Annotated in this window: 18 protein-coding genes; 12 read left to right on the top strand and 6 right to left on the bottom strand. The window is 50.1% G+C overall.

From position 1 onward, the window contains the following. Positions 1–21: 21 nt before the first annotated feature. The 6 genes from hemJ (at position 22) to PsAD26_RS27650 (ending at position 4,348) form a co-directional block, all read left to right on the top strand. Positions 22–450, top strand: a complete 429-nt coding sequence (hemJ, locus tag PsAD26_RS27675; RefSeq protein WP_063312967.1) for a protoporphyrinogen oxidase HemJ — start codon at positions 22–24, stop codon at positions 448–450. Between the two features lie 267 nt (positions 451–717). Beyond that, positions 718–1,983, top strand: coding sequence for a transcription termination factor Rho (gene rho, locus PsAD26_RS27670; RefSeq protein ID WP_063312966.1), 1,266 nt, complete (start codon positions 718–720; stop codon positions 1,981–1,983). Between the two features lie 124 nt (positions 1,984–2,107). After that, a complete protein-coding gene (locus tag PsAD26_RS27665; protein WP_063312965.1) occupies positions 2,108–2,698 on the top strand; it encodes a GNAT family N-acetyltransferase in 591 nt (196 codons plus the stop codon). Next, positions 2,679–3,182: a GNAT family N-acetyltransferase gene (locus tag PsAD26_RS27660; protein WP_208985904.1), complete on the top strand. Its 504-nt coding sequence runs from the start codon at positions 2,679–2,681 to the stop codon at positions 3,180–3,182. Before PsAD26_RS27665 ends, PsAD26_RS27660 begins: the two co-directional genes overlap by 20 nt. Continuing rightward, on the top strand, positions 3,175–3,765 hold the full coding sequence (locus tag PsAD26_RS27655; protein ID WP_063312964.1) for a GNAT family N-acetyltransferase: 591 nt from the start codon (positions 3,175–3,177) through the stop codon (positions 3,763–3,765). Before PsAD26_RS27660 ends, PsAD26_RS27655 begins: the two co-directional genes overlap by 8 nt. After that, positions 3,758–4,348, top strand: coding sequence for a GNAT family N-acetyltransferase (locus tag PsAD26_RS27650; protein ID WP_063312963.1), 591 nt, complete (start codon positions 3,758–3,760; stop codon positions 4,346–4,348). The genes PsAD26_RS27655 and PsAD26_RS27650 overlap by 8 nt, the downstream gene beginning before the upstream one ends. 135 nt (positions 4,349–4,483) lie before the next feature. Here the strand turns inward: PsAD26_RS27650 and PsAD26_RS27645 are convergent, their stop codons facing one another. Continuing rightward, entirely contained in the window at positions 4,484–6,490 is a 2,007-nt protein-coding gene (locus PsAD26_RS27645) for a thioredoxin domain-containing protein (RefSeq protein WP_063312962.1), read from the bottom strand. Between the two features lie 95 nt (positions 6,491–6,585). Between PsAD26_RS27645 and mnmE the strand changes: the two genes are divergently transcribed. The 5 genes from mnmE to PsAD26_RS27620 all read left to right on the top strand — a co-directional run bounded on the left by mnmE (position 6,586) and on the right by PsAD26_RS27620 (position 12,618). Further along, positions 6,586–7,935, top strand: coding sequence for a tRNA uridine-5-carboxymethylaminomethyl(34) synthesis GTPase MnmE (gene mnmE / locus PsAD26_RS27640; protein WP_063312961.1), 1,350 nt, complete (start codon positions 6,586–6,588; stop codon positions 7,933–7,935). Between the two features lie 286 nt (positions 7,936–8,221). Beyond that, positions 8,222–10,105: a tRNA uridine-5-carboxymethylaminomethyl(34) synthesis enzyme MnmG gene (gene mnmG / locus PsAD26_RS27635; protein ID WP_063312960.1), complete on the top strand. Its 1,884-nt coding sequence runs from the start codon at positions 8,222–8,224 to the stop codon at positions 10,103–10,105. A gap of 46 nt (positions 10,106–10,151) precedes the next feature. After that, positions 10,152–10,772 carry a 16S rRNA (guanine(527)-N(7))-methyltransferase RsmG gene (gene rsmG / locus PsAD26_RS27630; RefSeq protein ID WP_063300573.1) on the top strand — a complete coding sequence of 207 codons (621 nt, stop codon included), beginning with the start codon at positions 10,152–10,154 and terminating at the stop codon, positions 10,770–10,772. Positions 10,773–10,783: 11 nt separating this feature from the next. Next, positions 10,784–11,611 (top strand): ParA family protein, encoded by an 828-nt coding sequence (locus PsAD26_RS27625; RefSeq protein WP_063286220.1) that lies wholly within the window; start codon positions 10,784–10,786, stop codon positions 11,609–11,611. Positions 11,612–11,718: 107 nt separating this feature from the next. Then, a complete protein-coding gene (locus PsAD26_RS27620; RefSeq protein WP_063312959.1) occupies positions 11,719–12,618 on the top strand; it encodes a ParB/RepB/Spo0J family partition protein in 900 nt (299 codons plus the stop codon). Between the two features lie 84 nt (positions 12,619–12,702). Here the strand turns inward: PsAD26_RS27620 and PsAD26_RS27615 are convergent, their stop codons facing one another. From PsAD26_RS27615 to leuS, 4 genes are all read right to left on the bottom strand, one after another. Then, positions 12,703–13,065 carry a hypothetical protein gene (locus tag PsAD26_RS27615; RefSeq protein WP_063312958.1) on the bottom strand — a complete coding sequence of 121 codons (363 nt, stop codon included), beginning with the start codon at positions 13,063–13,065 and terminating at the stop codon, positions 12,703–12,705. Positions 13,066–13,141: 76 nt separating this feature from the next. Further along, entirely contained in the window at positions 13,142–14,182 is a 1,041-nt protein-coding gene (gene holA / locus PsAD26_RS27610; RefSeq protein WP_063312957.1) for a DNA polymerase III subunit delta, read from the bottom strand. A gap of 7 nt (positions 14,183–14,189) precedes the next feature. Next, on the bottom strand, positions 14,190–14,810 hold the full coding sequence (gene lptE, locus PsAD26_RS27605) for an LPS assembly lipoprotein LptE (RefSeq protein WP_063312956.1): 621 nt from the start codon (positions 14,808–14,810) through the stop codon (positions 14,190–14,192). After that, entirely contained in the window at positions 14,797–17,409 is a 2,613-nt protein-coding gene (gene leuS, locus PsAD26_RS27600; RefSeq protein ID WP_063312955.1) for a leucine--tRNA ligase, read from the bottom strand. Before leuS ends, lptE begins: the two co-directional genes overlap by 14 nt. Before the next feature lie 212 nt (positions 17,410–17,621). Between leuS and PsAD26_RS27595 the strand changes: the two genes are divergently transcribed. Next, entirely contained in the window at positions 17,622–18,299 is a 678-nt protein-coding gene (locus PsAD26_RS27595) for a YggS family pyridoxal phosphate-dependent enzyme (protein WP_063312954.1), read from the top strand. Positions 18,300–18,362: 63 nt separating this feature from the next. On the opposite strand, the gene PsAD26_RS27590 is transcribed toward PsAD26_RS27595, so the two are convergent. Next, entirely contained in the window at positions 18,363–19,283 is a 921-nt protein-coding gene (locus PsAD26_RS27590) for an alpha/beta fold hydrolase (protein WP_208985903.1), read from the bottom strand. Between the last annotated feature and the right edge of the window lie 11 nt (positions 19,284–19,294).

The following is a 19,294-nucleotide window of genomic DNA, read 5'->3' as shown; positions in this document are numbered from 1 at the left end:
GAATTAGATAAGGCGCGGATCATGGATGATGCATATTCCTGGGCGAAGTCCCTCCACATAATCTCTGTGATTGCCTGGATGGCGGGATTGTTCTACTTGCCGCGCCTTTTCGTTTATCATACGAACGCTGAAATCGGTTCTGACAAAAGCGAAACCTTCAAGATCATGGAGCGCCGATTGCTTAAAGCGATTATGGCTCCATCCATGATGGCCACCTGGATTTTTGGCTTGTGGCTGGTTTATCTGCTTGATGCTTATTTTGATCTTTGGTTTATGCTGAAGTTTTCACTGGTTATACTGATGACGATATATCACGTGATGCTTTCAGGTCATGTCACCAAGTTTGCGCAGGATCAAAATAAGAATAGTGAGCGCTACTTTAGAATTATTAATGAACTACCGACACTATTAATGGTTGCAATTGTGTTCCTAGTGATCTTTAAACCCTAGGTGATCCGAACATTCGAATTTTAATATTGGAAAATTAGGAGAATTAGTGGGCAATAAGCACTTGCCGAATTCAATTCGATTAGTTATTGTCCCCGCAACTTCACGATGTAGCTTATGCGATCGCTGATCTCCTAGCGATTTTCAAAGGTCGATAAATTTCGTATCTAGATGAGCTACTATTCCCCCCTAACGTTTTGTGTTCGAAAGTTCTTGATCCTTCTAAAGCTAAGTCAAGTCCAGAACCCATAGTAAAGACGATCCCTATTGATGCGGGAAATGAAACTCAGAGACCTGAAAACTAAGAGCGCAACTGAACTCCTCGCTTTTGCTGAGGAACATGAAGTTGAAAATGCAAGCACCATGCGCAAACAGGAACTTATGTTTGCGATTTTGAAGAGACTTGCAGAGCAAGATATTGAGATCATCGGCGAAGGTGTCGTAGAGGTCCTCCAAGATGGATTTGGATTCCTCCGCTCTCCTGATGCGAACTACTTGCCAGGCCCAGACGATATTTACGTTTCACCTTCACAGATCCGTCGCTTTTCTCTGCGCACCGGTGATACTGTTGAAGGTCAGATCCGTAGTCCTAAAGAAGGTGAGCGTTATTTCGCCCTTCTGAAAGTCAACAAAATCAACTTTGAAGACCCTGAAAAGGCGAGACACAAGGTTCACTTTGATAACCTGACTCCGCTTTATCCAGATGAGCGCTTCAATCTTGAAATCGAGAATTCTACCTCCAAGGATATTTCTTCTCGCATTATTGATCTTGTAGCTCCGCTCGGCAAAGGCCAGCGTGCTTTGATCACTGCGCCTCCTCGGACAGGTAAAACGGTATTCCTTCAGAATATTGCGAAATCTATTACCACCAATCATCCTGAATGTTACCTCATCGTTCTGTTGATCGATGAACGTCCGGAAGAAGTAACGGACATGCAACGTACAGTTGATGGTGAGGTTGTTTCTTCAACCTTTGATGAGCCAGCTACTCGCCACGTTCAGGTTGCTGAGATGGTTATTGAGAAGGCAAAGCGTTTGACCGAACATGGTCGTGACGTTGTTATCCTTCTGGATTCCATTACTCGCCTTGGTCGTGCCTACAACACTGTTGTTCCTTCCTCTGGTAAGGTTCTGACAGGTGGTGTTGATGCGAACGCCCTGCAGCGCCCTAAGCGCTTCTTCGGTGCTGCTCGTAACATTGAAGAGGGTGGTTCTTTGACCATCATCGCAACGGCGCTGATCGATACCGGCAGCCGTATGGATGAAGTTATCTTCGAAGAATTCAAGGGTACGGGTAACTCCGAAATCATCCTTGATCGTAAGATCTCTGATAAGCGCGTCTTCCCAGCAGTTGATATTCAACGCTCTGGCACTCGTAAGGAAGAGCTTCTTGTTCCTGCTGATAAGCTCAAGAAGACTTTCGTTCTGCGCCGTATTCTCAGCCAGATGGGTACTGTTGATGCTGTTGAGTTCCTGCTCGACAAGCTGCGTCAGACCAAGTCCAATGATGACTTCTTCGACTCTATGAATACCTAGGTTTACTGCCTACCGAATTTTTCGGCCCTGCTCGCCAATTCGGTGAGCGGGGCTTTTTTATTTTTTAAGCCAATTTTGGCGCTTTTAATAGTTGGATTCGATTACGAAATGAGGGGAGGGGAATATGGAAGAGGTGCTACTGGATAAATGCCCGCGTGTTGAAACCGAGAGGCTTGTTCTTCGTAGGTGGGAGGAGCGGGATCTGGATGGTGTCATTCGCATGAATGGTGATCCGAGAGTGATGGAGTTTTTTCGCTCTCTGAATACGCCAGATGAATCAAGGCAGTTTCTTGAGATCATGATGAGACAGGAGGAAAAGCACGGCTTTTGTTTTCCTGTGGTGGAAGACAAAGAGACTGGTGTTTTTCTTGGATTTTGTGGTCTCAACGTTCCTGGTTACAGCGGGCCGTTGCCATGTGAGCCGTGCGTTGAAATCGGTTGGCGGCTTACCCCAGAGACATGGGGAAAGGGGATTGCTGTCGAAGCGGCTAAGTTCTGGCTTAGATTCGGATTCGAAACACTTCAACTGGACGAAATTGTTGCCATCACGGTCGTGCAAAATCACAAGTCCCGGAGAGTGATGGAGAAGCTTGGCATGACACATGATCCTGCTGAGGATTTCGATTTTCCAAACGTAGATCAAGATCACCCCTTATGCCGGCATGTTTTGTATAGGCTCTCTGCAGATAAGTTCCATGAGCAAGCCAGTGACTGAGATTGATCGGTGTCTACGCATTGAGACAGAACGATTGGTTCTGCGGAAATGGGAAGAGCGGGATCTGGATGGGCTTGCTGAGATGAATGTTGATCAGCAGGTGATGGAATTTTATCCATCGGTGTTGTCACGTGCTGAGAGTGAGAAGATGTTGGCGCGTTATATGGATGCGCAGCAGCAGCATCTTTCATTTGGGCCCTGTGTTGAGATCGGCTGGCGGCTCTTACACTGTGAGTGGGGAAAAGGAATTGCCACGGAAGCTGCACAAATGTGGCTTAGATTCGGACTCGAAACTCTACAACTCAATGAGATCGTCAGCTTTACGCCCGTGCAGAATTCTCGCTCAGAGAAATTGATGCAGCGTCTGGGTATGGTTTGCGTTGAAGAGTTTGAGCACCCTATGCTTGAGGATAGCCATCGGCTCAAACGGCAAGTGCTCTACAAGATGACACGACAACGGTATTTGGGGCAGGGCTATGATTGAAGATGTCATCGACAAATGTCCACGTATTGAGACTGAACGCTTGGTGTTGCGGAAGTGGGAAGAGCGGGATCTGGAGGGACTTGTTCAGATGAACGCAGATCCGCTGGTGATGGAGTTCTTTCCGGCGGTGATGTCCCGGCAGAACAGTGAGCGGATGTTTGAGCGGCTCATGGCAAAGCAGGTGAAGTATGGGTTTGGTACGCCAGTTGTTGAGGAACGGGCGTCAGGGAGGTTCTTAGGGCTTTGTGGGCTTGGTGTGCCGACCTATCCAGAACCGCTGCCCTTCGACCCGTGTGTGGAGATCGGATGGCGTTTTATACCCGGTGCATGGGGGAGGGGGATTGCTCAGGAAGCCTCGCGTATCTGGCTTAGATTCGGATTCGAAACTCTTCGTTTGGACGAGATTGTAAGTTTCACTTCTGCTATCAATCAGCGTTCTGAGAAAGTTATGCAGAGGCTGGGAATGGTGAGGGATGCTTCGGCAGACTTTGATCACCCTTTGATTGAAGAGGGGCATCCATTGAGGCGGCATGTTTTGTACCGCCTTTCTAAAGAGAAATATTTGGAACGGAAAAATGGTTGAGACATTAATTGATAAGTGCCCACGTATTGAGACCGAGCGTCTCGTGTTGCGGAAGTGGGAAGAGCGTGATCTGGACGGTATGGATGCGATGAACTCAGATCCGCGCGTCATGGAGTTTTTCCCAGATGTGATGTCTCGCGATGAGAGTGGCCATATGCTTGAGCGTATGATGGCTAAGCAGACTGATCTGGGTTTTGCATGTCCTGTTGTTGAGGATCGGGCTTCTGGTAGGTTTCTGGGTTTTTGTGGTTTGAACATTCCGACCTATCCAAAACCACTTCCGTTTGATCCGTGTGTGGAGATTGGTTGGCGGTTTATCCCAGATGCATGGGGGAAGGGGATAGCGCAGGAAGCAGCTCGTATCTGGCTTGGATTCGGTTTCGAAACTCTTGAGGTTGATGAGATCGTCAGCTTCACGACGGAGACAAACTTGCGTTCGCAAAAGCTGATGCAACGGCTGGGGATGACGAGGAACCCAGCTGATGATTTCAATCATCAAATGTTGGAGGATGACCACCCGTTGGTGCGTCATGTGCTTTACCGATTGACGAAGGATCGTTTTGAAAGCGTATCTAAGAGCTGAACGTAATTGAATACTCGTGTATGGGTGATCTGTGAATTATGTGATGTTTCACGTGAATCACCCATGTTTTCAAAAGTATATTTATGAGCGCTGACCCACGTGAAACTGTGAGTCAGCGTTTAATTTATTTGCAGATCAGATCTGCTCTTTCACCTGTTCAGGTGTTGTCGCTGGCAGAGAGCATCCTTTTTCGGAGCAGAGGAAGACAGTGGTTTCATCCGTGTTCCAGGATGAGTTTTCCAACTCCACCGGCTTAGCCACACCAGCAGGAATAACATCTACATAGAGGGCAGGATCAGCTTGAGAATGTAGAGCCTGCATTATTGGATTCGCATCCGAACCAGTTCCCAGAACCACAAGCGCTTTCTTGAATCGGGTACGTGCATCAAGTGCTGTAAGCAGCGATGCTGTGCCGAAGATGTTGTTTGGAACATCGGCTGCAAATGCATTCAAGGTTCCATCGGCGACATCACGAGAAGATGTGTCACCTGTCAGGATCCAATGTTCTGAGAAGGCGAGAGCGGCTACGGCGTTGTAGTTTGGTGTTGCTTCATCATAGGCGTGGTAGGGGCGGAGGATGAGATCGTCGGCGTCCTTATCTGTCATGTAGAACGCACCGTTGGAATGGGTGAAGCGCTCTTTCAGAATATTCAGGAACTCTTCTGCCTGTTGCAGGTAGTTCTGCTTTTCGGATGGATTCGGTTCCGATCTGTACAAGGCGAGAGCTGCTCTTGCAGCCCATGCATAGTCAGCGGCAAAACCTACTTCCAGTCGTTGGCCCTGGCGCCAGGAATGACTGAGCTTTCCGTCAACAAACATATGCTCTGTGATGAAGGCGAAAGCAGCCTTAGCGGAAGTGCGCATAGTTTCACGTGAGGTAAGGGCACTTGCTTTCACCAGCGCACAGATGAGCATGCTGTTCCAGTCGGCCAGCACCTTGTCGTCTTTGTGAGGTGGAATGCGTTTGCTTCTGTGATCCAGCAGGATTGTTTTGCAGGTTGCCAGAGCTTCTTCTTCAGCAGCTTCCAGAAGAGTAGGGGAGTGGCGTCGGTTGAGGATGATGTTGCCTTCCCAGTTTCCATCCGGGGTGACGTCGTAGACATTAGAGAACAGCTCGAAGTGTTCTGTTGGGATGAGGCTCTTCAATTCATCATAGGTCCAGACATAGAACTTGCCTTCGACACCTTCACTGTCTGCATCCATGGAAGATGCAAAGCCACCTTCAGGAAGCTTCATGTCGCGCTCAACCCAATCAACGACTTCCTGGATTCGGATGTGAAACAGTTCATCACCCGTTTCCTGATAGGCCCAGCACAGGTGTTCGATAAACTGTGCGTTGTCGTAGAGCATCTTTTCGAAATGAGGGACCAGCCAAATAGAGTCGACTGCGTAACGAGCCAGGCCACCTCCCACATGATCGTAGATACCACCTTGTGAAATTGCTCGCGTGGTTTTCAAAAACTGCTCACGCATGAAGGTGTTTTTTTGCGCCTTGGCGGTTCTGAAAATAAGCTCCTGAACGGAGGCCTGAGGGAACTTTGGTGCACCCTTCATGCCGCCTTCTTCCTCATCCTGCATGTTGAAGAGTTGCTTGCCGGCAGCGGTGATCAGGAAGCCAGAAAGAGGGGAGGCCTCTGATGGCGGCTTGTTGAGAGCCTGGCTGATGGCTTGCCGGTTCTCTTCAATGGTGTCGCGATCAGCAATGAAGCTTTGTGAAATTGCGGTCAGAATATCCTTGAAGGCAGGAGAGCCGTGTCGTGTTTCATTCGGGAAATAAGTACCACCCCAGAATGGATCACCCTCTGGCGTGAGGAACATGGTCAGCGGCCAACCACCCTGTTGACCAAGCATATGGAGTGCCTGCATATAGATCTGGTCAATGTCAGGACGCTCTTCGCGATCTACCTTGATGTTGACGAAATGCTCATTCATGAGAGCGGCTGTTGCTTCATCCTCAAAACTTTCATGGGCCATGACATGGCACCAATGGCAGGCGGAGTAGCCAACAGACAGCAGAATTGGCTTGTTTGTTTTTTGCGCTTCTTCCAGTGCTTCCTTGCTCCATTCCCACCAGTGGACAGGGTTATTTTGGTGTTGAAGAAGGTAAGGGCTTGAAGCGTTCGTTAAGCGATTTCTGCTCATAAAGAGGTGATCCTGAGTTCAAGGTATTGCTTGGCGTAAAGGCTAGGTTTAACGCAGTTCATACGAGATCATACAGTTAAAGAACCGGACGTGGAATGAATACACAACAGGAAACCATCTACGCAGTTTCTAGCGGCGCACTTCCTTCAGGCGTTGCTGTTATCCGTTTATCAGGTCCACAGTCCGGGCCAATCCTGAGAAAGCTGATTAAGGGTAAATTCCCCGTTTCACGTGAATCATGCCTTAAGAAATTATGGGACCCTGTAGATGGTTCTGTTCTGGATCACGCGCTGATTTTGTGGTTCGAAGGCCCTGGAAGTTTCACTGGCGAAGACACAGTCGAGCTACATTGCCATGGCGGGCGAGCTGTTGTTGCTTCGGTGCTGCGTGCACTTTCTACCTTTGAAAAGACACGACCAGCAGAGCAGGGCGAGTTCACGCGCCGGGCATTTCACAATAACAAACTCGACCTGACTGAGGTTGAGGGTCTTGCTGATCTGATTGATGCAGAGACCGATGCGCAGCGTCGGCAGGCTCAGCGTCAGATGGATGGGGCGCTTGGTGACCTCTATTCGCAGTGGCGCGAAACACTGATCCGCAGCCGTGCGATGATTGAGGCTGAGCTCGACTTCTCCGATGAAGACGACATTCCAGATTCTGTGGCCGATGAAATATGGGTGGAGCTGGCGAAGCTTCGGGACCAGATTGTCGCCCACCTTTCTGATGCACGGAGAGGGGAGCGTCTGCGCTCTGGCCTGCAGGTTGTTCTGCTTGGTCCACCGAATGCGGGTAAGTCCAGCTTGATGAATAAACTGGCTCAGCGTGATGTGGCGATCGTGACGCCGGAAGCTGGAACGACCCGCGATGTGCTCGAGGTGCATCTGGACCTTGGCGGTTATCCAGTCACGCTGATTGACACAGCGGGCATTCGTGAGAGTGCTGGCATGATCGAGAAAGAGGGCATTCGCCGTGCTCTTGTTCATGCTGAAAAAGCGGATCTCATTCTCTGGACACATGCGCCGAATGTGACTGCTGAGGAGTTGCCGGAGAGCTTGCTGAAGAATGGTGCAGAGATCTGGCGTCTCAATACCAAGAGTGATCTGGGTTCTTATGCTGATCATAACTCCTTCGAAACGACAGAAGAGATCAATGTCTCCGTTCGTGAAGAGGGCGGTATGAACACGCTGCTATCAAGCCTCGAGTCGTTTGCGGAACGAAATATCGGATTGATAGAAAACCCACTTATCACTCGTGAACGTCATCGTTCTCATCTGACCCAATGTGTGGAAGATCTGAACCACGGTATTCAAGCGGAGGGCTTTCCGATTGAATTGAGAGGTGAGGATTTGAGACGAGCAGCTGATCAACTGGGGCGTATCACAGGTCGAATCGATGTTGAAGATTTGCTCGATGTCATCTTCCGCGACTTCTGCGTTGGTAAATAAAAGATGTAGAAGTGCCATGTTTCACGTGAAACATTTTTTGGGAATCGTGAGTCAGTGGGGAAAAACTGGTGAGTCTCGTGGATAACTAATGCTGCGGCATTGGCGACTCACTGCGCTGTTTTCTTTGACCCAGCGCGTGACCTGTTGTATCAAGTCTTCAAGAAAATAGGTAGTTGCCCTTCTAGTTCCCCCAAGTTTTATCTGCGGCCTTCATATGGTCCAGAGGCTCGCAGAGAGTTTGGCTTGTCCTTTCTCTGTTTTTAGATGGGCGAAATGCAGGACCGAAATGTCTGATAATTTTGATCTTGAGTTTGACGTTGTCGTGATTGGCGGCGGCCATGCAGGCTGTGAAGCCGCGGCCGCAGCTGCGCGCATGGGTGCCCATACAGCGCTTATAACTCATCGCTTTGACACCATTGGTGTGATGTCATGTAACCCAGCTATTGGTGGTTTGGGGAAGGGGCATCTGGTTCGGGAGATCGATGCGCTGGATGGATTGATGGGCCGGGTGGCGGATGCTTCCGGTATTCAGTTCCGTATGCTCAATCGCCGCAAAGGGCCAGCTGTGCAAGGGCCGCGCTCTCAGGCTGACCGCAAGCTTTATCGTGAAGCGATGCAGGCTGAGATCAAAGCGATTGATAATCTTGATGTGGTTGAAGGCGAAGCTGACACGCTGATCCGTGAAGGAGATATCCTTAAAGGCGTTGTGCTTGGGGATGGTCGTCGGGTTTCGGCAAAGGCTGTTGTTATCACGACCGGTACGTTCCTACGCGGTCTGATCCATATTGGCGATAAGCAGATTCCTGCGGGTCGTGATGGAGAAGCACCGGCGCTTGGTTTGTCTGTGTCTCTGGAAGAGATTGGGCTGCGCCTTGGTCGTTTGAAGACAGGCACTCCAGCTCGTCTGGATGGTCGCACGATCAATTGGGATATCCTTCAGCAGCAGCCAGGTGATGAAGAGCCTGTTCCATTCTCTACCCTGACAGATGAGATTCAGATCCGTCAGGTGCCGTGTTACATCACACGCACGACACCAGAGACGCATCAGATTATTCGCGACAACATCAAACGTTCAGCGATGTATTCTGGCGAAATCCAGGGCAGGGGTCCTCGGTATTGTCCGTCTATTGAAGATAAGATCGTTCGCTTTGGTGATCGTGATGGTCATCAGATCTTCCTTGAGCCAGAAGGACTGGATGACCCGACGGTCTATCCGAATGGCATTTCGACCTCGCTGCCTGAGGATGTTCAGATCCAGTTTCTGCGCACCATTCCTGGTTTGGAGAAGGTTGAGTACTTCAAACCGGCTTATGCGATTGAGTACGATCACATCGACCCGACTGAACTGACAAACACGCTTGAGGTGAAGAAGCAGAAGGGCCTTTACCTCGCGGGTCAGATCAACGGTACGACCGGTTATGAAGAGGCTGGTGCTCAAGGTCTGTTGGCAGGCTTGAATGCTGCCAGAACGTCTCAAGACGGCGCTGCAGTGACGGTCGGACGTGCTGACGGGTACATTGGCGTGATGGTGGATGATCTCATCACACGGGGCGTTTCTGAGCCGTATCGCATGTTCACATCCCGCGCTGAGTATCGTCTCACACTACGTGCAGACAATGCGGACCAGCGCCTCACACCACTTGGTCTTGAGTGGGGATGTATTGGTGATACGCGTCGAGTCGCTTTCGAAACGAAGATGGAAAAACTGCGGAAAACCAAGGATTTGATGCAGTCCGTCAAAATTACACCCAACGAGGGGCGTAAGCATGGCTTGCCGATCAATCAAGATGGTGTGAAGCGCTCTGTCTTTGATTTGTTGGCCTATCCAAATATCACTCTTGAAGACCTCATTGAGATCTTTGATGAGATGAAAGATGTCGATATCAAATGTGCCGAACAAGTTTCTATAGATGCGATGTATGCCGTCTATCTGGAACGTCAGGCCGCTGATATCGCTGCTTTGAAACGGGATGAGGACTTGGTTATTCCTGAGCGGATTGACTATACCTCACTGACCGGACTTTCCAACGAGGTGCGTCAGAAGCTTGAAGCTTTGCGCCCTTCAACCATCGGGCAAGCATCGCGCATGGATGGGATTACCCCAGCGGCGCTGACTTTGCTGCTTGCGTATATTCGCCGCTCAGGCAAAAACATTGCTGGTGCTGTTTAGTATGTCATTCGAAAAAAGGGCTGATTACAGCCAGATTACACCTGTCATGCGTATGTATGAGGATGTTTCACGTGAAACGTTTGAGCGTCTAAGTATCTACGTGGACCTCGTTCTCAAGTGGCAACCTGCACAGAATCTGATTGCACCATCTACGATGAATGATATCTGGATGCGGCATGTGGCCGATTCTATTCAGATTCAGCGTAGTTTGCCGGATGCACATTCCTGGATTGATTTCGGAAGCGGTGCAGGTTTCCCTGGATTGGTGACTGCGATGTTGCTGAGGCAGGAAGGGGAAGAGGGCATTGTGCATATGGTTGAAAGCAACCAGCGCAAAGCAGCTTTCCTTCGAACTGTGGCACGCGAGACTGGCTGTAACGTCAAAGTTCATGCGGGTAGAATCGAAGCCGTTACGAAAGACTGGCAGGCTCCGATTGAGGGCGTTTCGGCGCGTGCACTAGCTTCTTTACAGGTTCTCTGCGGGTTTTCTTCGCAATTTGTACAGCGTGGCGCGACTGCTGTTTTCCACAAAGGTCAAGATTTTCGCCGCGAAATTGAAGAAGCATCTGCCGATTGGTCAATTGATCTGGTAGAAAAAGTAAGTCTAGTAGATCCGCTAAGTCGCGTTTTGGTTCTATCTAAAATTGACCCGAAAACCGCTAACTAGGGTGCTGTCGGATGAGCTTACTGCCGCAATCTCCACGTGTATTGACTATCGCCAACCAGAAGGGTGGCGTAGGCAAGACGACAACAGCCATTAATCTTGGCACAGCGCTTGCCGCAATTGGCGAACGCGTCCTGATTATTGACCTGGATCCGCAAGGCAATGCGTCGACGGGGTTAGGGATTGATCGCGTCGATCGTGAATATTCTACCTATGATGTTTTGAGCGGAGATTCGACGCTAGAGCAAACTGTTCTGGAAACTGCTGTTCCGCGTTTATGGATTGCTCCATCAACGATGGATTTGCTGGGTGTTGAGTTGGAGATTTCTTCTGCACCTGACCGGACGTTCCGATTACGGAATGCAATTTCAGGTATGGCGCAGGCAGCTGAGATGGGTAGGGCACAAGGGTATTCATATATTCTAGTGGACTGTCCGCCGTCGTTAAACCTCTTGACTATCAATGCCTTATCGGCATCTCATAGCATTCTTGTACCGTTGCAGTGCGAGTTTTTTGCTCTGGAAGGTCTAAGCCAGCTGCTTAGCACCGTTGAGCAGGTGAAGCAGTCTCTCAATTCAGAGCTGAGCATCCATGGCATTGTGTTGACCATGTATGACAGCCGTAACAATCTCTCCAGTCAGGTTGTACAGGATGTGCGTGAGACGATGGGTGATGCAGTCTATGAGACTGTGATTCCACGGAACGTACGTGTTTCCGAGGCTCCATCTTATGGCAAGCCTGCTTTGCTTTATGATTTGAAGTGTTCCGGTTCGCAGGCTTATTTACGACTCGCTTCCGAAATTATTCAGCGAGAGCGTGACATGCGGATGGCGGCTGCCTGATCTGGTTGCCGCTTCTACTTTAAAGAGATTTGTTATTTGACCCGCAGAGCGTGCGGGAAGGGGCTACCGACTCCCGAGCTCCTAGAATGTAGATAGGTGGAATTGAAATGGCGAAAACTGAGGAAGCAGGGCGTACCAATAAGCGACTAGGGCGCGGCCTTGCAACGCTGTTGGGTGACGTAAACTCAGAGCCAGCTGTCTCCACTCCAGAACGTAACCGTGATGTGCGGAAGGTGCCGATTGAGTACCTTCAGCCGAACCCACGTAACCCACGCAAATCATTTGTAGAAGATGATCTGAACAACCTGACCGAATCCGTTCGTCAGAAGGGGATTGTGCAGCCAATTCTGGTGCGTCCTCGTCCGAATAAGCCGGGTCATTTCGAGATCATTGCTGGTGAGCGTCGTTGGCGTGCAGCTCAAAAGGCTGGTTTGCATGATGCGCCTGTTGTTATCCGTGAGGTGACTGATCAGGAAGCGCTGGAACTTGCGATCATCGAGAATGTTCAGCGTGCAGACCTGAATCCTATCGAAGAAGCGTTGGGTTATGATCAGCTGATCGAAGAATTTTCTTACAGCCAGGTTGAGCTCTCCAAGGTTATCGGTAAGAGCCGGAGCCATGTGGCCAATACACTGCGTTTGCTGAAACTGCCAAATTCAGTGAAGGACTATCTTGCAGAAGGGCTTCTCACTGCTGGTCATGCACGTGCATTGATCACTGCAGAAGATCCTGCGGCTTTGGCTGAGCTGATCGTGGAGAAGGGGCTTACAGTTCGTGATGCAGAGCGTCTGGCTCAGAACCCTGACTTGTTCCAGAAAAAAGAGGCCGCTCCGAAGCCTGAGAAGGATGCGGATACACGCGCGTTAGAAAAGCGTCTGGCTGATGGTCTGGGTCTTAAGGTGGCTATTGCTCACAAGACTGAAAAGGGCACTGGTGAGCTTAAGATCAAGTACAAGAATGTGGAGCAATTGGACGAAGTCTGTCGTTTGCTGGGCATTCAGAACTGATTGTTTCTGCTTTAGGAATTATAGAAAAGGCCGCGTCTCTTAACTGAGGCGCGGCCTTTTTTTAGATTCGGATAAGAAACGAACTCATCTCTGCGTTGAAAGAAGTTTCTCAATTCTGGCAACGACTTCCTCTTTTTTCTTTTCTGCCATTTTTCGGCGACCGAACATCAAGGTTAGGCAGATGAAGTACCATCTAAAAAACCAGTAAGCGAAAACTAACATGACTGGAACGGCAATGAGGAGGTTCAGCAGTGAGCCTACTAATGGGAAGTTTTTCATCAGTAATGCGAGGAAAACACCAATTGGGATCATTGGAATGAATAGCCAGACCCACAAGGATACAACTCCAAAAAGTGAAAGAAAGGGAAGGCCTAATCCAAAATTTATTGCCCACAGTTCGTGTCTAGAAAATTTCAGTTTTATCCAATGTAAAAGTGTCTGGAACATATTAGTTTGGCCTGAGATTTAGTTTTGAAAAAATACAGAAATAGGCTGGGAAGGTGGCGTCCCACCTTCCGCGTGTTTATCGGCGTCTGTTTGAGGCTTTAGCTACCTGAGCAATGGCCAAAAGGGTATGAGACACAATCGCAGTTGAGAGATTGGCGTTGAAGCGGGCTTCTTTAACAGCATCATTTAGGCGGGTCAGAGCGCGTTCCAGAAAGTCCTCATTCCAGATCTCAACCTGTCTGACAATCTTCGAACGGCGTTTCCAGAAGATCGGAGGACGCACGCCGCCAATAACATCTTCTACAGCAATGCGTTGGTTGGCTTTTAAGCGGCACAGGTGGAGCATTTGGAAATGTCTGAGAGCTTGAGAGGCTATCACGCCAACATCCGTCCCTGAGGCTGAGAGGCGCTCCAGGCCGTGGTCCAATGTGATCGTGTCACCCAATGCTGCAGCGTCGATTAGTTCATCCATGGCGAAGGCAGAGGCATCGCCGATGATTTCTTCGACATGATGAACCTCGATGCGATTGTCATTCATCGCGTAGAGGCATAGCTTCTTGAGTTCTCCGCGGCTAGCAATGCGGTCAGCACCGAGCAGAGTGTGAAGCGCCATACGGGCTTCTTTGCTGATTTGCAGGTTTGCTGATTGGGTTTCTTCATCAATCAGATGATCTACATCGCGGGCCGTATCTGCAAAGCAGGGGATGGCGACAGCGGTTTTGCTGGCTTCAATCTTCTTGCGCAGACCTGCTGTCTTTTTCAGATCACCGGCTTCAATCACGATGAAAGCAGAAAAGTCGTTGTTTTTGAGGAGTGGGTCAACTGCAGGCAGCACGCTCTTGGTGCCGTTTTCGCGAACCCAGATTGTGCGGCGACCACCAAAGAGAGGGATTGTCAGCGCCTCATCTATCAGCCGACTTGGGTCTGCAGCGATATCAGCAGCATCCAGTTTGACTTGGGAGAATGGATCATCATTCTCGGAGGCTGCTTTGGAGATGAGTGCTTGTGCCCGCTCATTCACCAACCCGGTGTCTGGTCCATAAACAAGAATGAGGTTTACGGAATCTGGCGGGTTGGCGATGTACCGGTCAATTTCAGCAGCTTTGAGGGCTACCATAGTGGTCCTATTCTACAGGCTCTGCTGGCTCTACGGGATGTGTTGCAAAGAAGCTTGCGATGCGGGTGTTGATGTCTGCAGCGACAACTTTGGCAGCGCGGTCTTCTGCGTCTCGTTCTGCTCTCAGGTTTGCAAAGCGCTGACTGGAAAAGTCAAAGGATGCAGAGGCAAAAGAGCGACCAGTGTAGAGCGTACGATCCGTCTGGATATCTGCCAGAACGAAGCTGGTGTTGACGGTGATGTTGTATGCGGTTGGCACGTCGGCCAGCTGTTCAACACCCACTTCAGCACGGCGTTTGTCTGTCAGGATTTCCAAACGATACTTCGGCGGTAGAGCATCACCACCACGGGTGAACGCGAAAATCAGCTGATTGCGCAAGACCTGATTGATATGCTTGATAGATCCAGAATCCCCATAACCTGGGAACTTCATGGAGATTGCCGCCATTTGAGCCTGGACGGTCTGGGTCTGCTCTGTACCATCTGCTAGCAGCGTTGGACTAACGCCATAGAGTGGACGGAACTGGCAGCCAGAAAGAAGAAGTGCACCCGCAACAATTGTTGCCCCGCCGAGTAGAACCCGGCGGGAAGGGCGACCTGATTTAGCAGGGCGATCAAACAACGACATTTACAATCCTCTGAGGTACCACGATGATTTTACGTGGGGCCTTGCCATCCAAAGCTTTTTGAACAGCCTCATGTGCCAGAGTAGCTTCTTCTACCTGCTCTTTGGAAGAGTCTCTTGCTACAGAAAGTTCACCTTTTTTCTTCCCATTGATTTGAATCGGAAGCGTAATGGTGCTTTCTACCAGTAGATCTTCTTCGATAGCTGGCCAGTTTGATGTGGATACCAGTCCTTCGTTGCCAAGCATGGACCAGCATTCCTCAGAAAGGTGAGGTGTGATTGGTTCCATGAGTTGCAGGAGGAAACCAGTTGCTTCGCGCAGAGCATATGCCATATCCGGTTTGGACAGGTCTGACTGAAGCGCCTTGCTGATCGCGTTGGTGAACTCATAAAGACGCGCAACAGCACGGTTGAAGCCAAGGCCATCAAAGTCTTTTGTGATGGCAGCCAGAGTTTTATGAGAAGCACGGCGCAGGGCTGTTGCTTCATCACTGAACTCAGCAGGCTTTGCGATGTTGGCTTCGGTCTTTTCAGAGACTTCACCAATGATACGCCATACGCGCTGTACGTGACGCCATGCGCCGATTACGCCGTCTTCTGTCCAGATGATGTCACGCTCTGGCGGGCTGTCAGACAGCACGAAGAGGCGTGCTGTATCAGCGCCGTAAGTGTCGATGATATCGGTTGGGTCAACAACGTTCTTCTTCGACTTGGACATCTTTTCGATGGAACCAATGGTGACAGGAGCGCCGGTTTCTGCGTGAACGGCCTTTCTGTCTCCTTCGGTGCTGATGATGTTGATCTCAGCTGGTGTTACCCATTTTCCATCAGGGTCTTTGTAAGTCTCATGGTTCACCATGCCCTGTGTGAAGAGGCCCTTGAATGGCTCTTTCACATCCAGATGCTTGGTGATCTGCATGGCGCGTGCAAAGAAGCGGGAATAGAGCAGGTGCAGGATCGCGTGCTCGATGCCACCGATGTACTGATCAACTGGCAGCCACTCAGAAGCAACCTTTGGATCGGTCGGATTGCTGTTCTTTGGATCGGTGAAGCGCGCGAAGTACCATGAGGAATCTACGAAGGTATCCATGGTGTCGGTTTCACGCTGAGCATCCTTGCCACAGCATGGGCATTTCACATTGCGCCATGTTGGGTGGCGATCCAGCGGGTTACCCGGACGGTCGAACGTGACGTCTTCCGGCAGAACGATTGGCAGGCTTTCTTTTGGCGCTGGCTGAACACCACAGTCATCACAGTGGATGACAGGGATCGGACAACCCCAGTAGCGCTGACGGGAGATACCCCAGTCACGCAGACGGTAGTTGGTCTCGCGGTGTGCCTGCTGTTTGCCTTTGGCTTTTTGCGCTTCCAACTTGTCAGAAACAGCATTCTTCGCATCCTCGATGGACATGCCGTCCATGAACTCGGAATTAAAGATGGAGCCTTCGCCGGTATAAGCTTCGGTACCAACGTCGAATGTGGATGGGTCTTCACCTTCTGGCAGCACAACTGCTTTGACTGGCAGCTTGTACTTGTGGGCGAAGTCCAAATCGCGCTGGTCGTGTGCAGGACATGCGAAGATCGCGCCTGTGCCATAGTCCATCAGGATGAAGTTTGCCACGTAGACTGGCAGCTCCCAAGATGGATCCAGCGGATGTTTGACGCGCAGGCCAGTGTCGAAGCCAAGCTTTTCTGCGGTTTCAATTGCTTCAGCTGTCGTGCCAATACGGCGACATTCAGCAATGAACTCCTGCAGTTCTGCGTTGTATTCAGCCAGTTTCTGCGTAATTGGATGATCTGGTGACAGGCCCATGAAGGACGCGCCGTACAGCGTGTCTGGACGGGTCGTGAAGATCTCCAGAGTCTCATCACCGGTTGGAGCGGTTTCGGTGAACTCGAAATTGACTTTCAGACCAACAGATTTACCGATCCAGTTCTTCTGCATGAGACGAACTTTTTCAGGCCATTCAGTCAGAGTGTCGATTGCTTCCAACAGCTCTTCGGAATGATCAGAGATCTTGAAGAACCACTGGGTCAGGTCTTTCTGTTCAACTTCTGCGCCAGAGCGCCAGCCTTTGCCGTCGATCACCTGTTCGTTTGCCAGAACGGTCATGTCGACCGGATCCCAGTTTACCTTTGCGTTTTTGCGGTAAACCAAGCCAGCTTCCAAGAAGTCCAGGAACAGCGCCTGCTGCTGTGCGTAGTAACTTTCATCGCAGGTTGCGAATTCGCGGCTCCAGTCAAACGACAGGCCGATTGTTTTCAGCTGACCGCGCATTGCTGCAATGTTGTCGTAGGTCCAGCCCTTTGGGTGAACCTTCTTTTCAGCCGCTGCGTTTTCTGCAGGCATGCCGAATGCATCCCAACCCATAGGGTGCAAAACGTTGTAGCCGCGTGCGCGTTTGAAGCGCGCAACCACGTCACCCATGGAGTAGTTGCGCACGTGCCCCATGTGTAGTCGACCGGATGGGTAAGGGAACATCTCTAGTACGTAGTATTTTTCGCGCGGATCATCGTTGTCCGTCTCGAAGACGTTCTTTTCGTCCCATACTTTTTGCCAGCGCGCTTCCGTTGCGCGTGCATTATACCTATCCGTAGCCATTTATTCCGCCGTGTGTTTGATTTTTGCCCTGATCAAGCAAATTAGGTTTGCTCGGACTGTCACCAGAAATTGCCAGCTTGGTCAAGCGGTAGACAGAGGAAAAACCAAGAAGATTTGTCAGAAATTTCTCAATGATGTGTAACTACTCTTGCTTTTAGACCTTAGGGAGCGCATTTCATGTCTCCAATATGGATTTTTCGCTGGAGTTAGGAATGAGTGACGCTGCTGCACTTCGCCTTAAAGAGGTTAAGGAAAACATCGGAAAAGCTGAGGCGGATGTTGAACGTCCGAACGGCTCTGTAACGTTGATTGCAGTCTCAAAAACATTCGAATCTTCAGATATTAAGCCGGTTTTAGAAGCTGGACAGCGTGTGTTTGGTGAAAACCGGGTTCAGGAAGCGATGGGCAAATGGCCTGGGCTTCGTGAGGAGTTTGAAGGTGTTGAGTTGCATCTGATCGGCCCGCTTCAGTCTAACAAAGCGAAAGAAGCTATTCAGACCTTTGACGTGATCCACACTGTGGACCGCGACAAGATTGCAAAAGCGCTGAAAGTTGAGATGGACAAGCAAAGCAAAGCGCCAAAGCTGTTTATTCAAGTTAATACCGGGGAAGAAGACCAGAAGGCTGGTATTCCTCCAAAGGAAGCGGATGCGTTTATCGCGAAGTGTCGTGATGAATATGGGCTGGAGATTGAAGGCCTGATGTGTATTCCGCCTGTTGACGAAGCGCCGGGCATGCATTTCGCGTTGCTAGAGAAAATCGCAAAGCGGAACGGCCTGGAAAAGCTCTCCATGGGCATGTCTTCTGATTATCCGATTGCTGTTCAACATGGCGCAACACATGTTCGTGTCGGTTCTGCGGTATTTGGTGCACGCGATTATTCGCAGTAAGCATCACTGAAAATATTGAGTTTTTGAACGGGCGAGGGATTTCTCGCCCGTTTTTTGTTTGTATTAAAGTAGTTGATCGCTCAGCCATTGGACTGTGGTGGAGACCACGAGATCGTTGTTTTGTGGGCTGATGATGTCGCCTGCGATGACGTGGTTGTTGTCGTCACCTGAGCTTTCGATAAGCAGACGCTGTTTTGGTGCACCCCATTTTTCATAGGCGATATTGGTGAGTGCTGCGTCGATGGTTTCATCTTTTTCGCTGTAGATGAACAGGGCAGGTACGCTTGCTTTCGCCGGGTCTTGCTCTTGCAACACAGAGATTGCTGTTGCCATTGGGAGGAGGGCTACACTTGGATAACTGATCGTCCAGCCCATCTGCTCTTCTTTAGACGGAGCCTTCGATGAAGAACGGGTTTTGCCAATGATCAGAGGCACATAGTGCCTTGCTAACGGCATATCTAGCAAGAAGCCGCCTGCTGCTTTGACACCGAAGTTTGGTGAGACAAACACCATCGCGGCCACATCATCTTTCAGCGGATGGTCCTGCATGGCGAGCCAGGCTGCAAGTGAGCCACCGGTTGAGGTGGACATTATGATTGTCTTTTCACCAATGCGCCGGCCAATTTCGACCGCTTCAGCGAGATCGTTGACCCAGTCGTTCAATGAGGCTTCTGCCATCGCTTCACCCGAGCGGCCATGGCCAGTCAGGCGGGTGAAGAAAAGATTGGCGCCCATCTCATTTGCAACGCGGTCGGGTACAGGGCGGATCTCATGTTTGCTGGCGGAAAAGCCGTGAACGTAAATGATTGAAAGAGGTGTTTTGCTGTTCTTCTTACCATTGAGCCAGATGATCTCTTTGGCCGTGTCAGAACGAATATCCTGAAACTTGGCCTCACTCTCTGAAAGATACACTTCGAGATCATTACCCATAATTTCGGGTTTGAAGGTGATCTCTGTATCGCGTGGTTCTCTTGGGCCTGTCATGAAGGCAATTG

The sequence above is a fragment of the Pseudovibrio sp. Ad26 genome (assembly GCF_001623285.1).
Classification (GTDB): Bacteria; Pseudomonadota; Alphaproteobacteria; order Rhizobiales; family Stappiaceae; genus Pseudovibrio; species Pseudovibrio ascidiaceicola.
This window is presented reverse-complemented; position numbering and strand designations above follow the sequence as displayed.